Genomic DNA, 17,806 nt, shown 5'->3' with positions numbered 1-17,806 from the left:
CGCTTTCGCAGATGCGAAGGGTGACTTGCAAGCTAAACCAAACTCATCCCCGCTATCCACAGGTCAATGCGGCAAACTGGCACTCAATTTTTGCCGCCAGCCCCTTGCAAATCAGGTCACCTCACGCGCAAAAGGCCGCCATGTCCGATGAACAATTGCTTGTCCGCCCTGATGCAGGAGCGTCTGCCGATTCCCTTGGTGAATCCGGTGAGAAACTGCCGATGGGCCGCAGCCTCCCCTCCAATATCGAGGCTGAGGCAGCGTTTCTGGGCGCAGTTCTGATCGACAACAAGGTGATCGAGGAACTGCCGATACCGATTCGGCCCGAACATTTCTTCGAACCGGTGCACCAACGCGTCTATGACCGTGTGCTGACCCTGCTGGACCGGAATGCCGTGGTCACGCCGGTCACGCTGAAACCCTATTTCGAAACCGACGAAGCGCTGAAGGAACTAGGCGGGATCACCTATCTCGCACGCCTTACCGCCGATGGTCAGGGCCTGCTCGCCCCGCGCGAACTTGCCGAACAGATCTATGACCTCGCCTTGCTCCGCGAACTGGTGACGGTTGGCCGCACTCTGGTGGAGGGCGCACTCGACACCTCCGAAGACGTCGCGCCGATGCAGCAGATCGAAGAAGCCGAAGCGTCGCTGTTCAAGGTGGCAGAGGGCGCCGGGGGCCAGAACGAGGCATCATCATTCTCCGCCGCCTCGCACAAGGCGCTTGGCCTGATCGAAATGGCGATCAATTCGGGCGGCAATATCTCCGGCAAGACAACCGGCCTGTCCAGTATCAACCAGAAGATCGGCGGCCTGCACGATTCGGATCTGATCATCCTTGCCGGACGTCCGGGTATGGGCAAAACATCGCTGGTCACCAACATCGCGTTCAACTGTGCCGACCGTTACCTGCGCGACAAGGCTGACGGGATCGAGGAAACAGTCGGCGCGCCGGTGGCATTTTTCAGTCTGGAAATGAGCGCCGACCAGCTCGCAACACGTATCCTGTCCGAACAGGCGGGCATTTCTTCCGAAGCGCTGCGCATGGGCAAGATCAGCCGTGACGATTTCCAGAAGCTGAGCTTTGCCAGCCAGCGCCTGGCCGAATTGCCGCTGTTCATCGATGACACGCCGGCACTGACCATCGCCGCGCTGCGCACCCGTGCCCGCCGGCTGAAGCGCAAGCATGATATCGGCCTGATCATCGTCGACTACCTGCAATTGCTGCAGGGCACCGGCCGCGCCAACGACAACCGCGTGAACGAGATTTCGGAAATCAGCCGGGGCCTGAAAACCCTGGCCAAGGAACTGGAGGTTCCGGTTATTGCGCTGTCCCAGCTCAGCCGTGCGGTTGAACAGCGCGAAGACAAAACCCCGATGCTGTCCGACTTGCGCGAATCCGGCTCCATCGAGCAGGACGCCGACATGGTCTGGTTCGTGTACCGCGAAGACTATTACGTCGCATCTAAGGAGCCCAAGCGTCCGATCGAAACGGACGACCAGAAAGTGCACGAAGCACATGCCGCGTGGATGGCGGAAATGGAGCGCGTGTTCGGACTGGCCGAACTGATCGTGGCCAAGCAGCGGCATGGTGCGACCGGCAAGGTCAGGATGCGGTTCGAAGCGCGGATTACGAAGTTCAGCGATCTCGCAGATGACGATATTCGCGGTGAGTACGACGAGGGCTAGCGGAGCCGGCCCGAGGCTGGGTTACAAACCGGCGTTCAGACGCCGGCTGACGGTGTAGTCGAGCACCGAGACAAGGAACCAGCCAGCCCACCATTGCAGGATACTGATCGGACCGCGCCGCTTGCGGTGCAGTTCCGGGGTGATCTCCATCGATGAGTCGATCATGTCGTCGATCAGGCAGCGCACCTTGTCCGCCACCTCATCGTCTTCCACCCGGATCATCAGCTCCATATTCACCCGGATCGACCGGTGATCGAAATTCGCGCTGCCGAAATAGACCGCGTTGTCGATAACCATCAGCTTCATATGCAGCTTGCAGGGCTGGAATTCGTAGATCTTCGCGCCGTCTTTCAGGAACCCGCCATAGGTGGCCCGCGCCGCGCCGACTGTCGCGCCATTATCCGATTTCCCCGCCATCACCAGACGCGCGGTTCCGCGCCGGGGAATTTTGCGGATTAAACGGCGGAAGCTGCGCGGCGGCGAGAAATACGCCATCACCATATCCAGCCGCGATGCCTTGGCCAGATCGCGTTTGACGTTCAGGTTCCAGTTGCTGGGCACGCGGGTCGGGCCGCCGACCAGAAAACGAACCTTGCCCTCACCCGGGTCCCAATCGCGCACCATGGTGCGGATTGCGCGGTATTGCGCCTTTGGCGAGGAGGTCCATTCCGAAAGCTGACCGAACCAAGCGCAGATATCCTTCACGACCGGCCCGCGCACGATAACGCCCAGATCGGCCCATCCGTTTTCTTCGGGCGGTTTGAAATAATGTTCGGAGACGTTGAACCCGCCCATCAGCGCGGTTTCCTTGTCCACGATGGTCATCTTCTGATGGTTGCGGATCAGGTAGCGGAGCGTCTTCTTGGGATTGAAGACCGCGAATTTTCCGCCCGCATCGACGATTGGCTGGAAGAAATCCTGCTTCGCATCGGTCCCGAATCGGTCGACCACCAGGTGAACGTCGACACCGCGTTTCTGCGCCTCGACCAGAGCATCGCGCACGATCCGCCCTGCAGGATCATCCTGAAACATGTAATAGAACAGGTCGAGCGTGCTTTCGGCCCGGGCGATCATCGCAAGGAGCGCGTCGAACCGGTGAACCCCGTCGGGCAGAAACTCGAAAACATGGCCCTGCGCTTCTACCTGAAACGGCTTTGGATATGCGTGCTCACAGGCATCTGGTTCAGCTTCCATCCGACCCATTTGGCCCTCTGCGATAGTCTAGGCAAGGCCGTTGCGCAGCACGCCGCAAATTCTTGACTCTCGCCGGGCTTGCGCCTATTCGACGCGCTTTCCTGAAACACAAGTTTTACTGGAGTGCCCATGGCGCGCGTTACCGTCGAAGATTGCGTCGACAAGGTCCCTAACCGTTTTGACCTCGTTCTGCTTGCTGCACAGCGTGCCCGCGAGATTTCGGGCGGCGCAGAACTCACTATCGATCGCGATCGGGACAAGAACCCGGTTGTCGCCCTGCGTGAAATTGCAGAGCAGACGATCAAGCCCAAGGAACTCAAGGAAAGCGTCATCACCGGCCTGCAGAAAATTCTGCCTGACGACGAAGACGAAGCGGATGAAGTCGGCTCGCTCAGCCAGTCGGCAGAAGCGCTTCGGATCACTGCATCCGCGCCCACCCGTTCAACTTCGATTGGCGCCGATTACGACGGCTGACCGATTGCGAACTAGTCCCTCTGCGGGGCATTTAAAGGCCGCTCCTTGACGGGGCGGCCTTTTGCGTTTGCAACCCCCTTTTGCTTTTGAGAACCAGTGCGTTCGAAACAGGCACGGTGATGTACCTGCCGGATTTGTGGAAGCCCTATGGCGGTAATCGCGATCTACAGTGTGAAAGGCGGCGTTGGAAAAACCACGCTTGCTGCAAATCTGGCGTGGTGTTCGGCCAGCATTTCTGAGCGTGCGACTCTGTTGTGGGATCTCGATCCGTCGGGCGGAGCCGGATTTCTGCTCGATGCCGAACCAGCCGCAACGAAACCGGTAGCGCGAATTTTCTCGAGCGACCGCGTGCCTGCCGAACTGGTCTCGGCCACACCTTACCCGCGGCTGAGCCTGCTGGGCGCAGACGAAAGCGTGCGCACGCTTGATGCCCACCTCAACCGCGTCGGATATCGCAACCGGCTGTCGCGAATGGCGGATACGCTTGAACGGGATTTCGACCGGATCATTCTCGACTGCCCGCCGGTCATGAATGAACTGAGCACGCAAATATTGCGGGTGGCGGATGTTATTATCGTGCCCTTGCCTCCTTCCCCGCTGTCGACCCGGTCGTTCGACCAGATATCCAGGGCTGCAAAGGCTTCAGGCAGGAAACACCCGCCGATCCTTCCGGTGCTCAACATGCTCGATATGCGGCGCAGGCTGCATGTCGAGGCGCGCGAAGCCGCCAGCGACTGGCCCGCAATCCCCTTTGCCAGCGCGATCGAGCAATGTGCGGTGCGCCGGAAACCGATTGGTGCGTTTGCCCCATCCACCCCGGCAGCGCAGAGCCTCGAGAAGCTCTGGACCGCAATCGAGCGCAAGCTGATCGGCAGCTGACTGCTGCGATTTTCCGCTGCCCCCTCGACCAATTCGGCCCGGCGCGGTATTTGTACCGGATGAGCGGGGAAATAGGCGATATATCAGGTGCTGTCGGCGAAGGCGTGCTGGGCGCGGGCCTGGCCGGCGCGGTTGAACCAAAGACCGGAACGGACACACCGGGACCAGACGGACACACGCACGAATCCGCCTGCCTGAACTGCGACACGCCGCTGATGGGTGCGCATTGTCATAATTGCGGCCAGCGCGCGCACGTCCACCGGTCCCTGCGCGGCTTCATGCACGATTTGGTGCACGGCGTGCTTCATTTCGAAGGTAAATTCTGGCGAACCATGCCGCTGCTGATCTGGCGGCCAGGCAAGGTGATGCGCGAATATATCGACGGCAAACGGGCCAAGTACCTCAGCCCGATAGCCTTGTTCCTGTTCACTGTGTTCGTCAGCTTCGCCCTGTTCAACGCAAATGGCGGGTTCGGCGACATCTCACCGGAAGTTCAAGGCGCCACCTCGGCAGAACTGCAGGAGAGCCTGAAACAGGCTGACCGCACAGTTGCCGACCTTAACGATCAGCTCGCCTCGGCAGAATTGACCGCCGAAGAACGGGTAGCCCTGCGGGAGAGGATCCGCGGCGCAACGGCCTCCCGCGATCTGATCGCAAAACTGGCGGAAACAGGCGCGGCAAGCGATGGAAGCGGTTCATTGATCAAACCGACGATCACAGTCGATCCGAGTGATCTGGCTGCGGCCGTTAAGGGCGAAACTAACGATGCCGCCACTGCGTCAAGCGTGGAAGAAACCGCCACCGACGAAGCTGGCAACTGGCTGGAACAGTCATGGGAAAAGGCGCGGGATAATCCCGGCCTGCTGCTCTATAAACTGCAGACCAATGCTTACAAACTCAGCTGGTTGTTGATCCCACTCAGCCTGCCATTCATGTGGATCCTGTTCCCGTTCAGCCGCAGGTTCAAACTGTATGATCACACCGTGGTCGTCACCTATTCAATCAGTTTCATGACGATGCTGGCAGTGATCATGTCCGTCGGGATCGCGTATCGAATCTGGCCGCTGATCGCGCTGCCTGCGCTGTATGCTCCGTTCCACCTCTACCGCTCTCTGCGTGGGGCTTACGGGCTGAGCCGTTTCGGCGCAATTTGGCGAATGCTGGTCCTGTCAGTCAGCATCTGGATCACGATGACCCTGTTTATCCTGATCATGATCGGCATCGTAGTCGCCTGACACCGGATCGCCCACTCCGCGCTGCTGTCCGGCAGGATATGCCAGAACGCCATCAATCAACCGAAGTATCATAACCCAAAACAGGTTCATCGCAGCGAGGATCAGCACGCCAACTAAGGCATCGGTAAAGAGCCCGGGGAGCTTGTCGGCGTTCAGCACCAGTCCGATTGCGATAAGACCAAGAACCAGCACCGACGCCCGCTTAAGCAGCCATTGGCCGCCCAGCATCAAGTCATAGACAAAGCCAAGCCGCCGCCGGTCAGCCGGTGACAACCTGGCCACTCAGCTATCAGGCACCCTGCGGTGCGCTGTCCCCGGAACCGCCGAACTTCTTGCCCGCCTTCGGGATCGCGGAACCATGCATCGGCTTGACTACAGCGGGGCCCTTGGGCGCGTCGGGACGGTCAATCTTGCCATTGTCCATCAGCTGGTCGATCTCTTCACCTGTCAGCGTCTCGTATTCGAGCATCGCCTGCGCGATCAGGTGCAGCTTGTCTTCCTGCTTCTTCAGAACATCGGTCGCACGCTTGTGTGCGTCTTCGACCAATTGCTTGATTTCCGCATCGATCAGCTTGTTGGTTTCCGCACCGGCCATGGTCCGCTGGGTCTGGCCCATGCCGAGATACCCTTCCTGGCTGGCTTCATACTGGAGCGGGCCGAGCTTGTCGGACATGCCCCATTTGGTCACCATGTTACGGGCCAGATCGGTTGCGTACTGGATATCGCTCGATGCGCCGCTCGACACCTTGTCGTGTCCGAAGATAATTTCCTCGGCAACGCGGCCGCCCATGGCAACTGCAAGGTTCGCATGCATTTTATCGCGGTGATAAGAGTAATTGTCCCGTTCCGGCAAACGCATGACCATGCCCAGCGCGCGGCCGCGCGGAATGATCGTAGCCTTGTGGATCGGGTCAGAAGCCTCTTCATTCAGGCTGACAAGCGCATGGCCGGCTTCGTGATAGGCGGTCATCTTCTTCTCGTCGTCGGTCATCACCATGGAACGCCGTTCGGTGCCCATCATGACCTTGTCCTTGGCGTCTTCGAATTCCTGCATCGCAACCAGACGCTTGTTACGCCGGGCAGCCAGTAGCGCCGCCTCGTTGACGAGGTTGGCAAGGTCCGCGCCGGAGAAGCCGGGCGTGCCGCGCGCAATTGTGCGGGCATTCACGTCAGGTGCCAGCGGTACCTTCTTCATGTGCACGCCGAGGATTTTCTCGCGCCCGTCGATATCAGGAATGGGAACCACGACCTGACGGTCGAAGCGGCCGGGACGAAGCAGTGCCGGGTCAAGAACATCAGGGCGGTTGGTTGCCGCGATGATGATGATGCCTTCATTCGCCTCGAAACCATCCATCTCGACCAGCAGCTGGTTGAGCGTCTGCTCGCGTTCGTCGTTGGAATTGCCAACCCCGTTACCGCGGTGGCGGCCAACCGCGTCGATTTCGTCGATGAAGACGATACACGGAGCGTTTTTCTTGGCCTGTTCGAACATATCGCGCACGCGGCTTGCGCCGACGCCGACGAACATTTCGACAAAGTCGGAGCCTGAAATGGTGAAGAACGGCACGCCCGCTTCGCCCGCGATTGCACGCGCGAGCAGCGTTTTACCGGTACCGGGCGAACCGACCAGCAGCGCGCCCTTGGGGATTTGCCCGCCCAGCTTGGAAAAGCGCTGAGGATCCTTCAGAAACTCAACGATTTCTTCCAGCTCCTCGCGGGCTTCGTCGATACCCGCGACATCTTCGAACGTCACCTTGCCCTGACGTTCGGTGAGCAATTTAGCCTTCGATTTGCCAAAGCCCATCGCACCGCCTGCACCGCCGCCCTTCTGGACCTGGCGCAGGGCAAAGAACGCGATGCCGAGTATCAGGATGAACGGCAGCGACTGGATCAGGATGTACAGCAGCGGGTTCATCGTCTCACGCGCGACACCGGTATAACTGACTTCGTTTTCGTCGAGCAGCTTGGTCAGGCCAGAATCGTTGCCGACCGGCACCGTGGAGAACGTCTCGCCATTCTTCATCGTGCCAGTGATCTTGTCCGCGCTGATCTCGACCTTCGCGACCGACCCCTCGGCCACCTTGTCACGGAAGCCGGAATAATCGATCAGAGTCGCGTTGGGCTGTCCGGCATTGCCGAACATGGTCACCACCAGCAGGAGCGCCATGAAAATGCCGCCCCATACCATCAGGCTTTTTACCCAGGGATTGGGTGTCTGCGGTTCGTTTTCGTCGTTCATCGGCGAGAAGGTCCTTATCTATCCCTGATAATGTAGGAGCACGCGAGTGAATGGCAAGCTAACGCCGTTCACCGGCAGGTGCGAAAAATGCGATCAGTCTGATCTGCGGTAGGCGGCAAGAAAAACCTCAACCGCACCCTCGAGGCGTCTGCGGTTCAAATCACGATCTATCGCAGCGCCGAATCGCCGCTCCAGATCGCCGAACCCCTTCGACATCGAGGCGAATTGTTCAGCGGCCACCATAGTGTCTTCGATGTCCAGCCTGCCAGCCGCAACGAGACTGTCGAGCAGAGCCGAGAATGCCCGCTTCATACGCCGCGGCCCGGCGTCGAGAAATGCGATACCCAGTTCCGGATCATGCACGGTTTCCGCAGCAATCCGGCGTTCGAATTGGATCATCTCGGGCCGGGAAAGAAACGCGATCATCCCCTCACCGATTCGCCGGAACAACACGTGCAGATCCTCTGTGTTGCTGGAATCGATGGAAAAATGCCCGCGCATCTTTTCGCATTCGCATTCGACAGCGGCCGCAAACAGCCCGCGCTTGTCACCGAAGTGATTGTACACGGTGACTTTTGAAACCCCTGCCTTTGCAGCGACTTGTTCAATCGCAGTGGCAGCAAAACCGACGTCGAAGAACATCTGCGCGGCGGCCTCGACAATGGCCGCACGCTTTGCATCATCGGTCGGGCGACCGAGACGCTGAGTGGTTTTCTTCTGGTCGCCCGTTGACAAAATGAACGGCTCCGTTCAATTAAACGCTAACGTTCAATATGTAGGGAAGTGGCGCGAAATCACAACCCTGCGCCGCGCAAGAGGTGGCTAGTGCTCTGGATCGCGATCCGCATGCTGACAGGCGATCGGCAGAAGTTCTACGGGCTGCTGTTCGGCATCGCGTTTTCCACCCTCCTGATCACGCAGCAGCTGACGATCTTCGTCAATCTGCTCGAACGCGGGGCAAGCGGTGTTTATAACGTTTCCAGCGCAGATGTGTGGGTGATGGACCCGGTCAGCCGGACCAGCGATGTCGCTTATGCCATGCCGTCTACCGCGCTTGACCAGGTGCGCGGTGTCGCGGGCGTTGAATGGGCGGTGCCGCATATCCGGGGTCAGGCCTCCGTCAGGACCAAGGATGGCGATCTGGAAGGCGTTGCGATCATCGGGGTCGACGATGCCACGCTGATCGGTCTGCCAAAAGGCATGATAGAAGGCAGCACTGATGTCCTGTCGCAGCCGGATTCAGTCATCATCGACGATGTCGGCGCGGCGCGCATGTTCCCCGGAGCGTCCCCGATGGGAGAACGGCTGGAACTCAATGACCAGCGAGCTGTCGTCCGCGGGATTGCCGATGCCATTCCCAGCTTTACCAGCACCGTGGTGCTGTACACCAAATACAGCCAGGCGCTGCGATATGTGCCGGGCACGCGCAACCGGCTGAGCTTCGTCCTTGTCGGTGCCGCCGATGGCATAAGTGCAAAAGAACTGACCGAAAGAATCGAAACGCAAACCGGCCTGAAAGCCGAAACGCGTGACGAATTCGCGCAAGGCGGGGTCAATTTCATTATCGAGAATACCGGTATCCCGCTCAATTTCGGGATCACCGTGCTGCTGGGTTTCATTGTCGGGGTGGCGATTGTCGGCCTGACTTTCAGCCTGTTTATCCGCGACAACATCAAGCAGTTCGGCGCGCTCAAGGCGATCGGCGTTACCAATGGAAAGATCGCCCAGATGGTCGCCATTCAGGCGGGAATGGTCGGCATGATCGGATACGGTCTGGGCGTCCTGGGAACGGTCGGGTTCATTTCCGCCTTTTCCAACAATCCCACTTTCAAGGGGTTCTATATTCCCTGGCAGATACCGCTCATTTCGTTTGCAGCGATGGTGCTGATCATCACTCTGACCGGCTGGGTCGCCCTGCGCGGGGTGATGAAAACCGAACCGGCGGCGGTGTTCCGATGAGCGGAGAAAACACGACCACCGCAATCCGCACCCGCGGGGTCACCCGGGATTTTTCGGCGGGACAGAATACGATCACCGTTCTGCACGGTATCGACCTCGAGGTGCAATCGGGAGAGCTGACCTATCTGGTCGGCGAATCCGGGTCCGGCAAAACCACGCTGATTTCGATCATGTGCGGAATTCTGTGGCCGACGCAGGGCGAGGTCGAGGTGTTTGGAACCGATATCTATGCCTTGTCGGATACTGAGCTGGTCAATTTCCGGCTGCAAAATATCGGTTTCATCTTCCAGCAGTATAATTTGATCCCGTCGATCGACGCTGCGTCCAATGCGGCAGTGCCGCTGATTGCGCAGGGTATGGACCGCAAGCACGCCCGCGAACGGGCCGTCGCGATGCTGGAAAAGCTCAACATTGCCGATCAGGCAGACAAATTGCCCAACCAGCTATCCGGCGGTCAGCAGCAACGCGTGGCAATCGCGCGGGCGCTGGTCCATGAACCCCGTCTGGTCGTGTGTGACGAACCGACCGCAGCGCTGGACGCAAAATCGGGCCGCAGGGTCATGGATTTGCTTCGCGAAGTTGGCGTTGCCGAGGACCGCAGCGTTATCATCGTTACTCACGACAACCGCATTTTCGACCTCGCAGACCGCATCCTCGTGCTTGAGGATGGGCGCATCACGCATGACGGCACCGACATGCCGGAAGATCACTAGAGACGGACACCAGACATGGCCTTGCTCCCACAAAACCTCAGTTTCTCGCGCCGGATTCTGCCGATCATTGCGCTTGTCGGTCTGGCCTTCGCGGTCTTCTTCATCTGGCGCGGCCTGCCCGATCGCAGCCTGTCCGAACCCGATCAGGAACCGGCCCGGGCGACCGGCGCGCTGGCCAATTCCTCACGCGTGGCGGGGGCGGGCCTTGTCGAACCTTCCAGCGAGATTATCGACATCGGCACCGCGCTGTCCGGCCTGGTTACCGATTTGCGGGTGCAGCCCGGCGACTATGTGACCAAGGGCCAGCCGCTGTTCACGGTGGATGACCGCGCCGCCCGTGCGCGCATTGGCGAAACCAACGCGGCAATCGGCGAAGCCCGCGCTGCCATCGCCGAGGCGCAAACCGCGCAGCGCACGGCAGAGGCGCAGCTGGCGCTCTATCGCAGTGTAGAAGATTCAGCCGCAGTCAGCCGGTCCGAAGTGATTAAGGCCGAGGGTGACGCATCCTCCGCCCGCAGCCGCCTGCAACTGGCCCGCGCCCGGCTGGCCGCAGCGCAGGCCGCCTTGTCCAGCGCGCGCACCGAACTGGGCCGGCTGACAGTACGCGCGCCGATCACAGGCGAGATTCTTGCGGTCAACATCCGGCCCGGCGAATTTGTTTCGACAATGGGCGGAAATTCGCAGCCATTTATCCGCATGGGCGAGACCCGGCCGCTTTATATACGGATCGACATTGACGAATCCGAAGCGCCCCGGATCAAGCTGGGTGCGCCCGCTTTGGTATCCCCGCGCGGTGCAGCCGATCGTCAGGTAAATGCCGAATTCGTCCGCGCCGAACCACTGGTCGTGCCGAAGACATCGCTGACCAACAGCGCCAGTGAACGGGTCGATGTCCGCGTGCTGCAAGTGCTGTATCAACTGCCAGCAGATGCAGAGGGGGCGGAGCAACTCTTCCGCGTCGGCCAGCAGGTCGATGCCTTTATCCCCGCCGTGGATGGCGAAAATAATGGCGGCGGCAAAACGCAGGAAACCGCCGAATGAAACACGCAGCGCTCATATTGGCGGGTATTTCCAGCCTGACGCTCAGCGCCTGCGTGGCTGGCCCGGCACCGGATATCGCCGTGCCCGCGCCGGAACTGCCGGCAACATTCGCCTTTGCGCCGGATGCAGCCACAGCAGCTTCACTCGATGCTCTGCTGCCTGCCAACGATCCAGCCTTCGCCGATCTTTCTGCCAAGGCGCTTGCAGGCGCGCCAACCCTGCTGGAGGCGGCGGCACGGGTCGATGCCGCAATTGCGCGCGCGCGCGGTGCAAGCGCGAACCGGTTGCCACTGGTAACCGGCGATGCATCCATCACCGGCACACGCACCAACCCAAGCCAGTTCGGTGCAGGCTTGCCTGCGGGGATTGGGATCGACACCGAACGAGTGGCCTACGGCGCAAATCTTGCGGCGGTATGGGACCCGGATATCTTCGGGCGCTTGCGCTCACAAGAACGCGCTGCCGCAAACCTTGCGGATGCCGCTGGCGCAGACGCGGCATCCATCCGCCTTGCGCTGCTTTCGGAAATCGCGGGCAGCGTTATCGACTGGCGCACGGTTCAGGCACGCGAAGCCGCACTTTCGGAAGACCTTGTTGCAGCAGAATCGCTGGTTGCGCTGGCCGACATTCGTGAACGTGCGGGCATTGCGCCGGGGTTCGACCGGGTGCGCGCAGAAACCGCGGCAGAGGCCAGCCGCACACGGATCGCAGCGCTGGCAAGCGAGAAGGCACGCATAGTCGGCCGATTGGCCACGCTGACCGCACGGTCCGCGCAATCGGTGCGCAATTCGCTCGCCAGCGACGCCCCCTCTGCGGATGCCCCTGCACCGCCAGCAAGCACTCCGTCGAATTTGCTCGCCAATCGTCCCGATGTTCAAGCGGCCGCAGCGCGGCTCGCGGCGGCGGACGCTGATCTTTATGCTGCTGCAGCAAACCGGTTTCCGCAATTCAGCCTTTCTGCCGTGCTCGGGCTGCTCGCTTTCGATCTTGGCGACTTGTTCGATGACGATGCGGTGGTTGGTTCAGTCGGCGGATCTCTGCTTGCCCCGTTACTCGATTTCGGGCGCATAGAAGCGCAGATAGACGGTGCCGCTGCCGGCAAACGCGCCGCGTTTCAGGCCTATCGCGGTCAGGTTTTCACCGCGCTGGGCGAGGCGGAGGCTGCCTATGGACTGGTCGCGGCTGCCGACCGAGAGCTTGAAACGGCGGAGCGTGAACGCGCAAGCGCGGCCCGCGCCGCTGAACTGGCAGAAGTCCGGTTCCGGGCCGGCCTGTCGAACTTTCTCACCGTATTGGATGCGCGGCGCGCGGCGGACAGTTCGGGCGAGCGCGCGGCGGCATCACGTGGCCGGGCCCAGCGTGCACGGGTTCTACTCTGGCAGGCGCTTGGCGGCGATGCAGGCACTCCTGCCGGTCAGGATGCAACCCTTTCCACCAGCCAGTAAGCCCCCGTGATTCCGATCGCGTAGGCGGCCAGCCGGATCGACGGCAGATATGCGGCTGCGGCGAACCGGCGGGTTGCGGCAAGGATCAGCAGTACTGCGCCCACGATCAGCAACTGCCCGGCCTCCACCCCGATATTGAAGGCAAGCAAGGCGGGGGCAACTTCCCCTTCGGGCAGGCCAATCGCATTAAGCGCGCCGGCAAAGCCGAAACCGTGGAGCAGGCCGAACAGGAAGGCGACAACCCACGGAAAACGCCGGGTCAGCGTTGCGCGGCCGCTGCGTAACCGTAGCACCTCGACCGCCAGAAACACGATCGACAGCGCAATCAGCGCCTCCACCGGCCTGCCCGGCAATCCGACAAAGCCCAGCGAAGCCGCGGCCAGAGTAATGGAATGGGAAACTGTGAAGGCTGTGGCGGCGGCAATTGCGGCTTTCCAGCGGCCAACCAGCAAGACCAGCGCAATCACGAACAGCAGGTGATCCCAGCCAGCAAGAATATGTTCCACACCGAGCACGAAATAGGTTTGCAGTACCTGCAAGGTTCCGGGCTGCTGCGCGATCAGCGCGGCCGGTTCGCTGGCCGTCAGCCGCATGGCCTGCGGCGGCCCATCAAGCGGGGCAATCCTGACGAGCATATCCGATTGCCCCAGCATGTCGGGCATCGCGATGGTTCCGCCCCCGATCGTCCCGGAACATTCGACCTGCGCTGATCCGATGATTGCCTGCGCGGCAATCCCGATATCGGGCACCCCGGCAAAGGCACAATTTCCCGGCAGACGTGGCGGCGCAGGCCGGGTAGCAGGCGCGGCGACGACCGGCTGTTTCCAGACCAGTTGCCACGCACCTTCCGTCTGCTCGGTCAACTCCATGTAGCCGGGCCGCAAGTCATCTGCATGCAGCACGGCAGGCCAAAGCATCAACGCGATCAAAACGAAGGCGCGGATCATTTCTCCACGGTCACATCGTAGGCTTTGCGCAGCAATTGGTAAGCCTTGGCTTTCCGGTCTTCGAGGGTCTGCGCGCGCCAGTCATTCTCGACCTGTTCGCGTATCTGCGCAAACGGCGGCACCTCACCCGTATCGCGCTGGCGAAGGCGGATCAGATGCCAGCCAAATCCGGACACGTGCGGTCCTGTCCATTGGCCCAGCTCCGCGATGTCTTCCAGTTGTTCACGAAAGGCGATGCCAAAGCGGCCCTCCACCGCATCGACGGTTTGCTGTTCAGCGGTTGGCGGCAGGGAAATTGTCTGTCCGAGCGCCTGCCAGCCCTCGCCGGAATCAAGGCTGGCCAGCGCGTCCTCCGCGCGCGTTCGCTCTGAAAAATAGAGCTGATCGAAACTGTAGACTGTATCCTCGGCAAAGCGCTGGGGGCGCTCTGCCAGCCATTGCTGCAACGTCCGGTCCGAAGGTTGCTCAGTCTCGGCCGCGCTGGCGGCAAGATAGTCCATCTTGTTGGCGAGGCGTTTGCGCACGACGGCATCGCCCTGATCCAGACCCAGCCGCAATGCCTCGCGGTAGAGGATTTCCTCGCGCAGCCACGTTTCCGTCAGACTGTCGAGTTCCGCATCGGTTGGCGGCCGCTGCATGGTCTGTTGCCATTGCAGCGCCAGCCGCGCGCGGTCTTCCTGGCTGATCGTGATGGTCCGGCTCGCAGGGTCGGCAGGCTCCCCCTTCCACGCAAAGAATGCGAACAGTGCAGCCCCCGCGATCAGGAAATGAGCCAGCGGCTCCCGCACCAAGGTTTTTAGCGTCATTGCCGCATATTTACGGAGCGGCACGATCTGGCAAGGTGCTGTCTGGCAAGGAACCGTCTGACGCTGGGCCGATCCAGATAGGCGAGGTGTAGGCGCGTTCCTGGGCCACGGCATCACGAAGCGCGTCTTCGCTCAACTTGAAACCGAATTTCACTGCATCGAACAATGTCCAGCGCGGGGTCGGAATTTCCAGCACGCGAACGTAATAGAATGCTCGCTGCCCCTTGGTGTAATCGGGGTCGGTCCACACGGTTTGCAATTCAGGCGCGCCAATGTCGTTGGTGTAGCTGGCGGTGGCCAGATCGACAGTGTTGCCAACCGCAGGGACCTTGCCGGCGACAGAGCGCCTGGTACCCTGATCCGACCACGCAACATCATAGACTTTTTCGCGCAAGGTGCCGTGACCATCGGTCCAGCCTTTGACGATTTGCACTCTGTCGAGATGCGCGCCGTCAGGGTCCTTGAGCGCCGAGACGATGAATTGCGGCGCCGTCCCGTTGTCGCTCAGTTCCCCGCCCATCGGCACACCGGCGGCATAGGCACCGGAAACCCAGTCAGACGCAAAATCGGTGCCGCTGAAATTGAACCCGCCGAAGAACCGCACGGTCATGCGCGGTCCGGTTGTCGCGTAAACCTCGCGCCGCATCATCGCGTCGAAGATCTCTGCACGGGTATTGGCCCGCGCCCAAACCGCTGCATATCCGCCAGCCAGGTAATTCCACCCGAAGCGGCCCTGACGCGTGCCGAGATTCTGCGATTCATTCGCGCGCTTGGCATTCGGTTCGTTGCCTGTGTGCTTGCCGAAAAAATTGTCCTCGTCCGCGGTGGCGAGCGACGTATGGCTGTCAGTCGATCCGATCATGCCGAACTTGTACGGGTTCGCGCCGGTCTGCTGTTCGATCGAGAGGCCGCGTTTCAGCGCCTCGCGCAGATACTCGCCGGCGAACTGGGAATCCTCCTTCGCTGCGGTGAGAGGCAAATTGCCGAGTTCCCACCCGATATCGCCAAAACCGGAAAACTCGTCATTCGGTGAGAGGAACGGATGGCTTTCGCTGTCTCCCTTGATCTGCGTCGCTTCGACCACCGGTTCGCGCATCGCCCGGCGACGCGCGTATTCGGCTGTCATCGGACCACCATCGGCCTGTGTCAGTTCGAACATCATGCCGTTGGAGAGGTTTGAATTGTGCGGGATTGCCAGCACCCGGCCGCCGGTCGCTTCCTCGTAGGCATCCATGTAGTCGAACAAACCTTCGATATTTCCATCGATGCCCGGGAATGGCAGCGTTTTCGAGGTCTTGTCATAGCCATCGCGGTACATCACCACGCGGTGCAGATTGTTGCCGCCCGGCATCAGGGTCCATTCGTATCCGGCAATCGGGGTGAACTTGCCCGGCTGGTAATATTTGTCGAGCGTCGCAAGATGGCTCTGCCAGATATTGCGGGTGTTTTTTTCCTGTGTTTCCGGATCGCGCAACGCCTCTGGCAGGGTGCCGTCGGATGCGGCGGTGATCAGTTCGGCAATGGCCATCTGCGACTGTTCCGGCGATTCGTGCATCATGTCGTGCCAGCGCTTTAACGTCGGGTCCTGGATCAGCATTCGCGGCGCATCATACAGCCTGCGAGTGGCACCAAGACCGTCACTATGATCAGCGATAACCAGGAAATCGAGCGGGCGGGCCAGTTGCGCCTCGATTCCGGTGGTCGACATGACTTTGTCGCCGCGCGCAAATTGCAGCGCCGCTTCAGGGCCGAGACGCGTACCGAAACCGAAGGCATCGATCGAATTGTCGGTGTGGAGATGGGTGTCCCCCCACAACACCTGTTGCGGGTACTCAGCCACGCTCACAGCCGCTTCCGCCTCTGCCGCCCTTGCTGCATCACGTTCAGGATTTTCGCCCAGGAAGAACCACCAGATCGCTGCCCCAGCCGCGATCACCACCAATGCGATGCCGAGTATCTTTTTCATGAATGTCCTCCCCCGCCGCGGTTTTCCGCAGTCAGACGGGGAAGATGCCAGACTTACCGCAATCGTCAAGCCGCGCGGCTTGCTATCCGCTGCCACCTGAACCCAGGCTCGTGGCGGCCAGATAGACCGACCCGCTCGACAGGCACCCGGCAAGCAGGACCAGCAAGCCGTCATGGGCAATGATCGCGAGACCCAGCGCAGCAATCCCGAGCATGGGCAGCGAGCTGGCAAACGGGACTATTTCAAGCGGCGGGACCATCGCGCACAAGGCAATGATTACGCAGCCGATTACCCGCAACATCACCCCTTTCGAAAGGCTGCGCAGCCTTTCATGCAGCACCCCGTCGATATGCCTGGCAACGTTCTTCAGCTTCTCGCCCGCCCATTTGACATGCGACGCCTTGATAGAACGTTTCTCGATAAATTCTGGCAGCCAGATATGCTCTCTGGCGAACACCATCTGTAAAGCGATCAAGGCGATAATTGCCGCAATGACAGTCGGAACGGCAGGAATGCCGCCTAGCGGTGACAGCTCCAGCAACGGCAGAAAGAACAGCAGCGGGCCAAAGCTGCGATAGCCGAATTCGTCCAGCACATCGCCAATGGAGACTTCGTCGGCCCCCTCTACAACGTCTTCAAGCCCTTCGGCCACGTCCTCTATGCTGTGCGGGTCTTCGGCCATGTATCTCCTTGCACCGAATACTACGCACCAATGGCGCGATTGCTCCCCGCCCCCCTGCCCGTACAGCTTACCCGCGCTATGAAGACCGCTTGAGCAGCGCCGAACGCAGGCAGCGGCAAACCACTTCGCCGCGCTGGTTGATTGCTTCGTGCGTGAAAGTGACGATCCCCGCATCTGGGCGCGAGCGGGACTCGCGCAGCTCGGTCACTTCGCTGCTCGCGCGCAGCGTGTCGCCGATGAATACGGGCTTTGGCATCACCAGCTTGTCATACCCCAGATTGGCCACCAGCGTACCCAGCGTGGTGTCACCAACCGACAGGCCGACCATCAGCGAAAACGTGAAGGTCCCGTTTACCAGAATTTGGCCGAACTCGCTTTGCTTCGCCGCCTCCACATCAAGGTGTAGTGGCTGCGGATTATGGGTCATGGTGGTGAACAGCAGATTGTCGGTTTCCGTAACGGTCCGGCGAATTTCGTGATCGATCCGGTCGCCAATCGTCCACTCGTCAAAATACCGTCCGGCCATTGTAATGCTCCT

The 17,806-nt window shown here is 60.6% G+C and carries 17 protein-coding genes; 8 read left to right on the top strand and 9 right to left on the bottom strand.

From position 1 onward, the window contains the following. Positions 1-140 precede the first annotated feature (140 nt). The gene (locus PO778_RS12935; RefSeq protein ID WP_202391689.1) at positions 141-1,688 is read left to right on the top strand and encodes a replicative DNA helicase; all 1,548 of its coding nucleotides are present in this window, start codon (positions 141-143) and stop codon (positions 1,686-1,688) included. A 21-nt stretch (positions 1,689-1,709) separates the two neighbouring features. Here PO778_RS12935 and PO778_RS12930 read toward each other — a convergent pair whose 3' ends face one another. Further along, the gene (locus tag PO778_RS12930; protein WP_235903709.1) at positions 1,710-2,882 is read right to left on the bottom strand and encodes a phospholipase D-like domain-containing protein; all 1,173 of its coding nucleotides are present in this window, start codon (positions 2,880-2,882) and stop codon (positions 1,710-1,712) included. A 129-nt stretch (positions 2,883-3,011) separates the two neighbouring features. On the opposite strand from PO778_RS12930, the gene rpoZ reads away from it, so the two are divergent. The 3 genes from rpoZ (at position 3,012) to PO778_RS12915 (ending at position 5,470) form a co-directional block, all read left to right on the top strand. After that, a complete protein-coding gene (rpoZ, locus tag PO778_RS12925; protein ID WP_160730858.1) occupies positions 3,012-3,356 on the top strand; it encodes a DNA-directed RNA polymerase subunit omega in 345 nt (114 codons plus the stop codon). A gap of 147 nt (positions 3,357-3,503) precedes the next feature. After that, positions 3,504-4,235, top strand: a complete 732-nt coding sequence (locus PO778_RS12920; protein ID WP_271439943.1) for a ParA family protein — start codon at positions 3,504-3,506, stop codon at positions 4,233-4,235. Positions 4,236-4,294: 59 nt separating this feature from the next. Then, positions 4,295-5,470: a DUF3667 domain-containing protein gene (locus PO778_RS12915; protein ID WP_271439942.1), complete on the top strand. Its 1,176-nt coding sequence runs from the start codon at positions 4,295-4,297 to the stop codon at positions 5,468-5,470. Here the strand turns inward: PO778_RS12915 and PO778_RS12910 are convergent. The 3 genes from PO778_RS12910 to PO778_RS12900 form a co-directional block, all read right to left on the bottom strand. Beyond that, positions 5,405-5,752 carry a hypothetical protein gene (locus PO778_RS12910; protein ID WP_271439941.1) on the bottom strand — a complete coding sequence of 116 codons (348 nt, stop codon included), beginning with the start codon at positions 5,750-5,752 and terminating at the stop codon, positions 5,405-5,407. The genes PO778_RS12915 and PO778_RS12910 overlap by 66 nt on opposite strands. 7 nt (positions 5,753-5,759) lie before the next feature. After that, positions 5,760-7,709 (bottom strand): ATP-dependent zinc metalloprotease FtsH, encoded by a 1,950-nt coding sequence (gene ftsH / locus PO778_RS12905; RefSeq protein ID WP_160730862.1) that lies wholly within the window; start codon positions 7,707-7,709, stop codon positions 5,760-5,762. 93 nt (positions 7,710-7,802) lie between these two features. Further along, positions 7,803-8,444: a TetR/AcrR family transcriptional regulator gene (locus PO778_RS12900; RefSeq protein WP_160730863.1), complete on the bottom strand. Its 642-nt coding sequence runs from the start codon at positions 8,442-8,444 to the stop codon at positions 7,803-7,805. Between the two features lie 111 nt (positions 8,445-8,555). On the opposite strand from PO778_RS12900, the gene PO778_RS12895 reads away from it, so the two are divergent. From PO778_RS12895 to PO778_RS12880, 4 genes are read left to right on the top strand one after another with little or no spacing between them, the layout of a single operon-like run. After that, positions 8,556-9,668: an ABC transporter permease gene (locus PO778_RS12895; RefSeq protein ID WP_271439940.1), complete on the top strand. Its 1,113-nt coding sequence runs from the start codon at positions 8,556-8,558 to the stop codon at positions 9,666-9,668. Then, a complete protein-coding gene (locus tag PO778_RS12890; RefSeq protein WP_271439939.1) occupies positions 9,665-10,381 on the top strand; it encodes an ABC transporter ATP-binding protein in 717 nt (238 codons plus the stop codon). Before PO778_RS12895 ends, PO778_RS12890 begins: the two co-directional genes overlap by 4 nt. Positions 10,382-10,396: 15 nt before the next feature. Next, positions 10,397-11,422, top strand: a complete 1,026-nt coding sequence (locus tag PO778_RS12885) for an HlyD family secretion protein (protein WP_271439938.1) — start codon at positions 10,397-10,399, stop codon at positions 11,420-11,422. Next, a complete protein-coding gene (locus tag PO778_RS12880; RefSeq protein ID WP_271439937.1) occupies positions 11,419-12,867 on the top strand; it encodes an efflux transporter outer membrane subunit in 1,449 nt (482 codons plus the stop codon). The genes PO778_RS12885 and PO778_RS12880 overlap by 4 nt, the downstream gene beginning before the upstream one ends. On the opposite strand, the gene PO778_RS12875 is transcribed toward PO778_RS12880, so the two are convergent. From PO778_RS12875 to PO778_RS12855, 5 genes are all read right to left on the bottom strand, one after another. Further along, positions 12,837-13,814, bottom strand: coding sequence for a HupE/UreJ family protein (locus PO778_RS12875; protein WP_271439936.1), 978 nt, complete (start codon positions 13,812-13,814; stop codon positions 12,837-12,839). The genes PO778_RS12880 and PO778_RS12875 overlap by 31 nt on opposite strands. Beyond that, on the bottom strand, positions 13,811-14,620 hold the full coding sequence (locus tag PO778_RS12870; protein ID WP_271439935.1) for a peptidyl-prolyl cis-trans isomerase: 810 nt from the start codon (positions 14,618-14,620) through the stop codon (positions 13,811-13,813). Before PO778_RS12870 ends, PO778_RS12875 begins: the two co-directional genes overlap by 4 nt. A 10-nt stretch (positions 14,621-14,630) precedes the next feature. Next, the gene (locus PO778_RS12865; RefSeq protein WP_271439934.1) at positions 14,631-16,586 is read right to left on the bottom strand and encodes a DUF3604 domain-containing protein; all 1,956 of its coding nucleotides are present in this window, start codon (positions 16,584-16,586) and stop codon (positions 14,631-14,633) included. A gap of 82 nt (positions 16,587-16,668) precedes the next feature. After that, the gene (locus tag PO778_RS12860; RefSeq protein WP_271439933.1) at positions 16,669-17,268 is read right to left on the bottom strand and encodes an exopolysaccharide biosynthesis protein; all 600 of its coding nucleotides are present in this window, start codon (positions 17,266-17,268) and stop codon (positions 16,669-16,671) included. Between the two features lie 76 nt (positions 17,269-17,344). Continuing rightward, entirely contained in the window at positions 17,345-17,794 is a 450-nt protein-coding gene (locus tag PO778_RS12855) for a MaoC family dehydratase (RefSeq protein WP_160730872.1), read from the bottom strand. Positions 17,795-17,806: the final 12 nt, after the last annotated feature.

This window comes from Pontixanthobacter luteolus (assembly GCF_947494915.1).
Classification (GTDB): Bacteria; Pseudomonadota; Alphaproteobacteria; order Sphingomonadales; family Sphingomonadaceae; genus Pontixanthobacter; species Pontixanthobacter luteolus.
The sequence above is the reverse complement of the archived record's forward strand: the minus strand, read 5'-3'. Positions and strand labels throughout refer to the sequence as shown.